The sequence below is a fragment of the Lysobacter enzymogenes genome (genome assembly GCF_017168095.1).
Taxonomy (GTDB): domain Bacteria; phylum Pseudomonadota; class Gammaproteobacteria; order Xanthomonadales; family Xanthomonadaceae; genus Lysobacter; species Lysobacter enzymogenes_D.
In genome coordinates, this window is the sequence record NZ_LXSD01000288.1 from 44,668 (window position 1) to 53,685 (window position 9,018).

Here is a 9,018-nt window from a genome sequence, read left to right on the forward strand (position 1 = left end):
CCTACATGGGCTCCCTGTAGGAGCGGCGCGAGCCGCGACCGCGCCACCGCAACTCCCGGCGCAAGCTCACCCGAGCCGCCCCGTCACCCGCCGCCCGGCAAGGTGAAATAGAACGCCGCCCCCTCGCCCTCGAACCCTTCGGCGCGGATCGTGCCGCCATGCCGCTCGACGATGCGCTTCACCGACGCCAGCCCGATCCCGTGGCCGGCGAAGTCCTCGACGTTGTGCAGCCGCTGGAACGGCCGGAACAGCTTGTCGACATAGGCCTGCGGGAACCCGGTGCCGTTGTCGCGGACGAAGAACTCGCGGCCGCCGCCGGACGCTTCGGCCAGGCCGAACTCGATCCGCGCCGGCGCGCGGTCGCGAGTGAACTTCCAGGCGTTGCCGAGCAGATTGCCGAGCAGGTTGCGCAGCAACGACGCATCGCCGACCACCTTCAGCCCCGGCTCGATCCGCACCTCGACCGCGCGCTGCGGCTCGCCCATGCGCAGCTCCTCGATCAGCTCGCCGGCGAAGCGGCTCAGATCGACGTTCTCGTGCTTGAGCTCGCTGCGGGTCAGGCGCGACATCTTCAACAACGCGTCGATCAAGTCGCCCATGCGCGCGGCGGCCTTGCGCACCCGCGCCAGATAGCCGCGGCCGGATTCGTCGAGCCGGTCGGCGTATTTCTCGCCGAGGATCCGGCTGAAGCCGTCGATCGCCCGCAGCGGCGCGCGCAGGTCGTGCGAGACGCTGTAGGCGAACGCTTCCAGCTCCTGGTTGGCCTGGCTGAGCTCGCGCGTGCGCAGCGCCACGCGCGCCTCCAGGGTGCGGTTGAGCGCATGCACGCGCGCTTCCGCGCGCAGGCGTTCGGTCACGTCCTCGACCTGGACCAGGCCGGTGATGTCCTGGCCGACCTTGCCCGGCACCGGCGAATAGGTCAGCTGCACCTGCCGGGCCACGCCGTGCTGGCGCAGCAGCCGGCGGGTGGCGCGGTGCACGCCGTCCTCGTCGGTGCGCGCCGGCGGCGGCTGTTGCGCCTCGCCTTCCTCGTCTTCGAGCAGGCTGTCGAAACGCTGGTCCAGCAACTGCGCGCGCGACAGGCCGACGATGTTGGCCAGCGCCGGGTTGGCGTCGACGATGCGGCCCTCGCTGTCCAGCAACGCCTTGCCGATCGCCGAATACTGCATCGCGCTGCGGAAGCGCGCCTCGGAGCGGCGGAAATCCTCGGTCATGCGCAGCGCGATCTGGCGCGCGCGCGATTCGGTGTGGGCCAGCACCAGGGCGATGCCGTACAGCAGCAGCGCGGTGAAGATGCCCAGCGCGAACATGTTGCGCAAGCCTTCCATGCGCGGCACCGCCTGCTCGATCGGCGGCGATTCGTACTCGATCCGCCAGGTGCGGCCATAGACCTCGAAGGTGGTCTTGTGCAGGAACGCGGCCGGTTGCGCCGGCTTCGGCCCCGGGGTCTCGAACAGCAAGGTGTCGTGGCCGCCGCTTTCGTCGAAGATGCGGAAACGCAGGTCCTTGTGGCCTTCGGCCAGCGAGGTGTCGACGAACTTCTGCAGCCGGAACGGCACGTACACCCAGCCCTGCATCTCGGCCCGGCGCAGGCTCGGGCTCTGCGGCCGGCCGCCGCCGAGATAGACCGGCAGCACCAGCAGCAGACCGGTGCTGTCGATGCCGTCGTGCTTGTCCTGCAGCAACTCGATCTTGCCCGACAGCCGCGCCTGCCCGGATTCCAGCGCCGCTTCCATCGCCGCGTGGCGCGCCGGCTCGGCGAACATGTCGTAACCGATGACCTCGACGTTGGCCGCGGTCCTGGGCTCCAGATAAAGAATCGGCCCGTACACCTCGCGCTGGCCGAACGGGCGCACCGTCAGCAAGCCGTAGCCGGCGTCGCGCCATTCGTTCTGCAACTGCACCAGCAGGCGCTGCGGCACATAGCCGGTGAAGCCCAGGCCCAGGGTCGAGGGAAACCGCCGCTGCAGGTTCATGCCCTCGACATAGGCCTTCCACTGCGCCGCGGTCGGCCGCTGCACCGAGGCGAACAAGGACACGCCGCCGCGCGCGACCAGTTCGAAATTGACCATGCGCTGCTGCAGCAGCTCGGTCACCTGGGCGGTGCGGCCGATGAATTCGATCTGCGCCGAGCGCTGCTCGCGATCGCGCGCCACCCGCCAGGCGGTGAACACCAGCACCAGGGCGACGATGAACACGATGAACGCCAGCACGTAGCCGCGCCGCGGCATCAAACCGGAGACATCGGCGAAATCCGGCACGGGGTCCGGTTCGTTCGGCGGAGCGGCACGGGCGGCCGGATCGGTCGTCGTCATCGGGCTAAGCATACAAGCCGCACCCGGACAGCCACATCACAGCGGCGCAACGCCACCTTCGTTGCGCCCAGGCGTGCCCAGTTGCAGCCGCCCGGGCCGCAGCGATTCAGCCGCGGCGCGCGCCGCATCGCCGGCGAGCCCGGTTCGGCACGACGCTAGCGGCGCATCGAATCCTCGATCATCAGGCGATTGATGCACTCCAGATGATCGAGCGCCGCCCGCCGGCACAGCCGCGGCCAATGCGCCTGCACCCACACCGCCGCGCCGCCGGCGCGCTGCTGCCACAGGTGCTGTTCGATCTCGTCGGCCAGCTCCAGCAGCGCCCGGCCGTTGCGGTCCGCGCGTGCGGCCAGGTGCGCACGCGAAGCGCAGCGCGCGCCCCACAGCCAGCCGGCGACCGCGGCGAGCGCGAACAGCGCCGCGGCCAGCGCCATCAGCCACCACCCCGTGCCCTCGGGCCATTGCGCCGCGACCCGCGCCGTCGTCGCGACCGCGCTCATGGCGACCCCAAGGCCAGCAGCTCGGCCGCGGTCAGCCGCAGGCCGCAGGCGCGCGCCATGCGCAGCGCCCGCTGCCGGGTCGAAACGTACCCGCACGAACGCATCCGCCGCAGCATCGCGGCGGACACCCCGGCGGCCGCCGCCGCGGCGCGCACGGTCGGAAAGCAGGCGATGTAGCGTTCGATCGGATTGGGCCGGGAGCTCGGCGGAGCCCGCCGCCGATCGCGGCCGTTATCATCCCCGGAGTCGTTTTCCACCGCACTTTCGACCTGCGATTCCGGCGCGTTCGTGACGCCGCTTCCGTTTTGCGGATCTTGCCGCGAAGCCGTGCCCGGCTGCGCCGCCCCGCTGCGGTGCGCTTGTTCCCAGGTATTGCCGTTGCTGCGATTCAGCCGTTCCATGGCCCCTTCCTTCCCTGCATCCGTGCCGGGAAAAATTACCATCGTAAATTGCTCTTTTCAACAAGCAAAAAGAGTGATCTTTTTACGCGAGAATACGCAACAATGAGTTGCGCTCTCCTTCCGCGTATCCGGCCCAGCCGGCCGGCCCGGACCCTGGCGCCCACGTTCTAGCCCTGCAGGATGCTCCGGCGAGACCTATGACCAACGCGCCCCATCAAGAATTCGCCAACCGGCTGCACCAGGCGCTGGATTTTTCCGGCTTCGCCAAGGGTCGCGCCCGCACCGGCGCGCTTTCCGCCTATTACGACGTCAGCCGCGAGACCGCGCGCAAATGGCTGGTCGGCCTGGCCCTGCCCGAACTGGAGCGGATGCTGCAGATCGCCGTGCAGCAGCACGTCAGCTTCGAATGGCTGGCCACCGGCCGCGGCACCATCGAAGGCAAATCGCTGTCGGTGCGCGAGAACGCCGCCAAGTACAGCGACCCCGACGAACTGCGGCTGATGGGCCTGATGCGCAAGCTCTCGCGCAAGAAGCGCCGCGCGCTGATCGAACTGCTCGACGGCAACTGAAGCGCTGCGCTGCTTGTGGGAGGGCCTTCTGGCCCGACGCTCTTGTTCCAGATCGCGCCGTGATCGGGCATGAAACATCGCGCCCGAAAGCCCCTCCCAAATCGATCCCACCTGAGCGCCGCCCCACCGCCGGCCATCGCGGACTTGAGAACCGGCGCGCAGCCCCTATACTGAACACGTCAGCGAAACACGCAGTTCCCGGGGGTGCACTGGCTTCGACGGGGGTCGCAAAATCGCTTGGCGCATGCCGAGGGGGTAGCTTTCCTCGTAAATCCAGCTGCAAAACTCTAGTTGCCAACGACGACAACTACGCTCTCGCCGCTTAAGGCGTAAGCCCCGAAACTGCTTGTGTCCGTGCTCGCAGCGTAGGGTCACTATCACGGAATCGCCGGGAGCGGCCGCCTGCCAGCTTCCGGTCAACCTATAGCAGGCTGGTCCTTGGATGCGCTTCGCGCGCCGTGCTGTCCCGGGACGAGATCTAACGGAGCGCTAAGCATGTAGTGCCGGGGATGGAGTGCCTTCGGACGGCGGTTCGATTCCGCCCACCTCCACCATTTAAGCTGCTGATTTATCAGCAAAAAGGCCGCCTCACCGGGCGGCCTTTTCTCGTGTGGATGGGCTTACGAATACTCGTTTTAGCCTGCCGCGTGAACCCACCTTGGCGCGGTCCAGCGATGGTGAAGCCGGTGTCGCAGTTTCCTAGACCAGCAGCCAACAACATTTCACCATGTATACCCTCTTGCCACTATCAGCTCATCGGACGGGAGTTCATACGTTCGCGCCATGGGCTACAGTTGGCTCAAGGCGGAAGGGAACTGCCAATTGTGCGCACTGGTCAGCGTGCTCGCCCCCTGCCTACTCCGGCGAGTTGTTCCATGACTTACCTCAGGTGTCCAGGGACGACGGCATGCATATCACTGCGCGAAAAGAACAGTTCAATGTTGCATATGTCGGTGCTCTAGCTGCCCAAGCGGGCATTAACTCAGCAAAGATGGCTGTCGATAACGACAGCGTAGACATTCTCTTCGCTGGGAAGGACTTCCCCGGAATCTTTCGGGACCCGCAAGTAAACTTCCAACTCAAGTGCACGCATCAAGACTTCCGCGTTGGCGAAAACATCCGCTATCCGTTGGATCGGAAGAACTACGACGATCTTCGCGCGACCAACCTGAGCAACCCACGTTACCTCGCCGTTCTAGAGGTACCTGAGTTGTGTGACGAATGGGCCCATCACCTAGATGATGGAATGCTACTGAAATCCAAGTGCTACTGGGTGTCGCTCAAGGGTCTGCCGAAGGTAGATCAAGGCACAGTCACAGTAAGCGTGCCATTGACTCAGCGCTTAACCAGCGCTTCCCTTCTTGAGATTCTGACTCTTGCTAGCGAAAGGAGGGACGCCTAATGGCATCCATCAAGCTAGCTCAATTGCGTGACTTCTTGCCATCACAAGGATGGCGATTGATTGCTGCGCCGGACGCTTTCGTCGAGGTTTGGCGGACCGAAAGAATCGAAGGCAGCGAACTTCTTTTGCCGACAGAGCAAGCGGCCGACAAAGAATTCGCCACCCATTACGCGCTATCGAAACTCGCTGAATTAAACAAGGCAACCTTCGAAGAACTAGAACGCATCATTCGCGAGCACTGCGACAACACAATTTCAATCAGAGTTGCCCATCACGATGTCAGTGACGGCAGCATTCCGTTGGATGATGGCATTTTGCTAAATGCAAATGCCAAGGACCTTCTCATTGCCGCAGCGAACGCAGCAATTGAACGACGCCCCCTCTATCAGGGACGACTACCCGCTCCTGTATCTTCACTCATCCAAAGCGCTCGCCTAGGCCAAACAACGCATGGCAGTTACGTCATCCACGTGTTCTGCAAAGATGGAGTCACGCTAGCCGATCAACAGGTCAGCTTTGCAAGAATCACCACGGAAACCCTTCACACCGCTTTGGTCAGCCTGCGGGATGCGGTGGAGGTGTACGAAGACTCAGGAAACCCGATTGCGTTCCAAGTAGCACTTGGCCAGGGGGCAAGCGCGAACCTATGCGAAGCAATTGCCAATTTTTCGGGCAAAGACCGTAGCCGTACAGTAGAAATATCACTACAGCCGAGCGCCATAGATAGATTGATATCACCGGAAAGAACAACGGTAACCTTTCTGCCTATACACCAAACTGGTATACGCGCAGCGGCGGCCTACTTCAGAGAAACATATACGCTTCACAATGAAACCGTGTCGGGTGTCATCGAAAGGTTGTCACGGCGAGCGGAACAGCAAGATGGCTCAATTCGAATTGCAACAACGCTATCCAGCGGCGCGCAACGCAGCGTTGAAGTTCAACTCTCTGCAGAAAACTACCCGGATGCAATTCATGCCCACGAAAATAAGGTCCATGTGCGCGTAACCGGCGACGTAGTAGTCACCCCCCGATCCGCGCACGTAATCGCCCCAAGGGATTTCGCTGTAATAGGCAACCGAGACCTTTTTGACTCTACCGAATAGAAGGAAAACACATGAGCGTTTCACCAAGCACTTGCGACCAAGAAACATACAAAGATCATTTGATCGTATCTAATGCGCGAAAACTCGGCCCCAATGCATGGGCGTACACCGTGGAAATTCAAACCCCGAGCGGCAAGTGGCTCCCCACGATCAAGGATCATGACCATACCTTTGACACTGCAGAGGGAGCGGTTGCAGAGGGAATGCGAACCGGTCGCTCCGTAGTGGGCCGCTAGTCACTGAAAAGCCCCGGCGTTTGACCAGGGGCTTTCGCATTACGGTTGGGAATGTTTCAACGCTAAGGCTTCCATTCCTAATGGCTTGCTAGGCCGCCATTTTCGCCAACTCGCCCGCCAAGCCGGCGGGAACTTGCGACACAAGCTCCGCTGAGTCTTCCGCGGTCATCCGCGCGCCCCGGCCCCATCGCACCCGACATGAGCCGCTTTCCCCGCGCCCTGCGAGTCCATCATCGGACCGCCGCATCCGATCGCGGCTGCGGCCCGAGGTCCGCTCAAGCGCAAGCCCGGTCGCGACCGGGCGCACTCTAAAAGGGAGACGGTATGAAAATGGGATCGGCGCTGTTGGCGCTGGCGGTCGCGTTCGCGTGTTGCCCGGCCGCTCGTGCGGGACATCAGTACTACGACAGCGACGTGTCGGTCTATCTGCCCGGACGCGGCGCCTCGGGCATCTTGAACGCGGCGCGCCGCAGCCCGGATCCGAATGCGCAGATCGGCTGCACGATCAAATACGGCGTGCCGACCTCGACCTATCCCTACCCCGGCCTGACCCAGGCCTACGTGACCTGCGTGGCGCGCAATTCGCAAGGCCGGGTGGATTGCATTTCGGTGGATCCGGTGGTGATCGACATCGCCCGCGCCATCGTGCCGACCTCGTTCGTGGCGTTCTCGGCCGACGAAAGCGGCCAGTGCGTGCGGCTGAGCGTGAGCAACGAATCGGCCTATCTGCCTTGAACGATGGCTCGCGTACGCGGGCCGCAACAACGCAAAGGCCGGCGAACGCCGGCCTTTGCGGTTGCAAGACGATGGCGCCGGCGCGGCCTTACTGGTCCTCGTCTTCCTCTTCCTCGTCGCCTTCTTCTTCGTCCTCGTCTTCCTCGTCCTCATCCTCGTAAGGCAGGCCCAGCGAGTACCGCAGCCACGGCTCGCCGCCGGCCTTGGTGCCGGGGGCCACGGCGAGGACGACCCAGCCGTCCTGCAGGCGCTGGTTCACTTCCTGCACGTCGTCGATTTGCACCACTTCACCGATCGTTTCCAGATCCACGTGTCTTTCGCTCCTGGGTGGGAGCGCGAAGCATACGGCAGGCGGCGGCGAGTGATAAGGCGGCCGGCGCGCGGTCTATGCGTCGGCGTTGGACGCCGGCGCCGGCGCGCGTTCGCATTCGCGCTTGAGCGCGGCCAGGGCGATTTCCCAGTAGTAATTCAGATGGCCGTAGACGGCGTAGTCGGACAGGTTGCTCAGGCTCAGCCGCAAGAACGTGCCGGCGCCGTCGGGCTCAAGTTCGAACGCGAACACGGCGTGGCGTTCGGGCGTGTCGGGCAGCGCGCGGCGCGACAGCGAGCTGTAGTGGGTGTATTCGAGCCGGCGCGGCGGGTCGAAGGCGCGCACCTGGCCGGTGTTGACGAAGCGCAAGCGGCCGTGCAGCGTGCCGCTGATCCGGATCGGGCCGCCGATGCGCCAGTCGGTGTCGATCGTCAGCGGTTCGTCGGACATCCAGCGCGGCGCGAGCGCGGGGTCGGTCAATGCGCGCCACACCGCGTGCGGCGCGGCGGCGATGTCGATGCGCTTGACGACCGGATCGGGGTAGTCGGCGGGCGTGGCTGGCATGCGCGGCCAATGGCGGGACGGTCGCTCATCTTGCGCCGATGCGCGCGGCCGGCAAGTGTCGCGCGTCCGGATCGATGGGTTCGCGGTCGGCTCGTCGAAACCGACTCGCCCGCAAGCGCGTTTCCAGCCGCCCGCCCTGCCCCGCGGCTAGGTCTTCGCGCAGCTCTCGCCTTGCTTGTCGGCGTACCAGATCGCCCGCCGCGCGCGGTCGTAGGCCATGTCGGCCGAGCGCGGCAGCAGTTGCTGGGCGTTGACCGGGTCGGCGCCGCTGGCGTAGGCGCGCTCGATCCGCTGCAGCTCGTCCAGGCCCGACAGCGCCGGCGCCAGCCATTGCCGCAGGCGCTCCAGCCCGCAACTGCCGCGGCGGGTCTCCAGTTCGCCGATGGCCGCGCGGATGCGCGCGCTGGCGTCGCCCTTCAGGCCCGGCGCGGGCTCGAACGCGATCGGCGCGGCCTTGTAGGCATCGCCGCTGGCTTCGCTGCCCAGGTCCGAGGGGCGCTCGTGATAGGCCGGATTGAAGCGCACCGGCGGCGGCGGCCGCGCGACGGCTTCCTGCACCTGCTTGCGGCCCGGCAGTTTGTCGACGATTTTCTTCAGGCGCTTGTTGGCGTTTTCCATCAGCGCTTCGCCGAGGGTGCCCTCGCCGGCGAAGCCGGCGAAACCGCCGCCGGCGAAAGGCAGCGCCGGCGGGGCGCGCTCGAACGCGTTCCTGACCTTGTTCGCGTTGGGATCCTCGTCGCTGCCCGGGATGTAGGTCTTGCGCTTCATCGGGTTGAAGTCGGGCGTCACGGGCACCGCGACCAGACCTTCGGAGTTGTACAGGCGCGCGGACGGCGCGCGCGGCGCGGATGCGGCCGGCGCGGCCGTGGCGGTTCGCGCC

11 protein-coding genes and 1 other RNA gene are annotated in these 9,018 nt (G+C 65.0%); 6 read left to right on the forward strand and 6 right to left on the reverse strand.

The window, feature by feature from the left end; genetic code table 11:
* Positions 1 to 83: 83 nt before the first annotated feature.
* From A7A76_RS09155 to A7A76_RS09165, 3 genes are all read right to left on the reverse strand, one after another.
* Positions 84 to 2,261 carry a CHASE domain-containing protein gene (locus A7A76_RS09155; protein ID WP_206410915.1) on the reverse strand — a complete coding sequence of 726 codons (2,178 nt, stop codon included), beginning with the start codon at positions 2,259 to 2,261 and terminating at the stop codon, positions 84 to 86.
* Positions 2,262 to 2,470: 209 nt separating this feature from the next.
* Positions 2,471 to 2,815, reverse strand: coding sequence for a hypothetical protein (locus A7A76_RS09160; RefSeq protein WP_206410916.1), 345 nt, complete (start codon positions 2,813 to 2,815; stop codon positions 2,471 to 2,473).
* The gene (locus A7A76_RS09165) at positions 2,812 to 3,216 is read right to left on the reverse strand and encodes a hypothetical protein (protein WP_206410917.1); all 405 of its coding nucleotides are present in this window, start codon (positions 3,214 to 3,216) and stop codon (positions 2,812 to 2,814) included. Before A7A76_RS09165 ends, A7A76_RS09160 begins: the two co-directional genes overlap by 4 nt.
* Positions 3,217 to 3,413: 197 nt before the next feature.
* On the opposite strand from A7A76_RS09165, the gene A7A76_RS09170 reads away from it, so the two are divergent.
* The 6 genes from A7A76_RS09170 (at position 3,414) to A7A76_RS09190 (ending at position 7,264) form a co-directional block, all read left to right on the forward strand.
* Positions 3,414 to 3,785, forward strand: a complete 372-nt coding sequence (locus tag A7A76_RS09170; protein WP_031373591.1) for a helix-turn-helix domain-containing protein — start codon at positions 3,414 to 3,416, stop codon at positions 3,783 to 3,785.
* A 15-nt stretch (positions 3,786 to 3,800) separates the two neighbouring features.
* Positions 3,801 to 3,848, forward strand: a complete 48-nt coding sequence (locus tag A7A76_RS26400; RefSeq protein ID WP_428995113.1) for a DUF6053 domain-containing protein — start codon at positions 3,801 to 3,803, stop codon at positions 3,846 to 3,848.
* Between the two features lie 137 nt (positions 3,849 to 3,985).
* Positions 3,986 to 4,339: a transfer-messenger RNA gene (gene ssrA, locus A7A76_RS09175) on the forward strand.
* Positions 4,340 to 4,692: 353 nt separating this feature from the next.
* Positions 4,693 to 5,187, forward strand: a complete 495-nt coding sequence (locus tag A7A76_RS09180; RefSeq protein ID WP_206410918.1) for a DUF4365 domain-containing protein — start codon at positions 4,693 to 4,695, stop codon at positions 5,185 to 5,187.
* Positions 5,187 to 6,293 carry a hypothetical protein gene (locus A7A76_RS09185; protein ID WP_206410919.1) on the forward strand — a complete coding sequence of 369 codons (1,107 nt, stop codon included), beginning with the start codon at positions 5,187 to 5,189 and terminating at the stop codon, positions 6,291 to 6,293. The genes A7A76_RS09180 and A7A76_RS09185 overlap by 1 nt, the downstream gene beginning before the upstream one ends.
* Before the next feature lie 560 nt (positions 6,294 to 6,853).
* A complete protein-coding gene (locus A7A76_RS09190) occupies positions 6,854 to 7,264 on the forward strand; it encodes a hypothetical protein (RefSeq protein ID WP_206410920.1) in 411 nt (136 codons plus the stop codon).
* Between the two features lie 88 nt (positions 7,265 to 7,352).
* Here A7A76_RS09190 and A7A76_RS09195 read toward each other — a convergent pair whose 3' ends face one another.
* The 3 genes from A7A76_RS09195 to A7A76_RS09205 form a co-directional block, all read right to left on the reverse strand.
* Complete coding sequence (locus tag A7A76_RS09195; protein WP_206410921.1) at positions 7,353 to 7,550, reverse strand: hypothetical protein; 198 nt, start codon at positions 7,548 to 7,550, stop codon at positions 7,353 to 7,355.
* A 99-nt stretch (positions 7,551 to 7,649) separates the two neighbouring features.
* Positions 7,650 to 8,138 (reverse strand): SRPBCC family protein, encoded by a 489-nt coding sequence (locus A7A76_RS09200; protein ID WP_206410922.1) that lies wholly within the window; start codon positions 8,136 to 8,138, stop codon positions 7,650 to 7,652.
* Positions 8,139 to 8,285: 147 nt separating this feature from the next.
* Positions 8,286 to 9,018: hypothetical protein (locus tag A7A76_RS09205; protein ID WP_206410923.1), on the reverse strand; the 733-nt coding region annotated here is incomplete at its 5' end.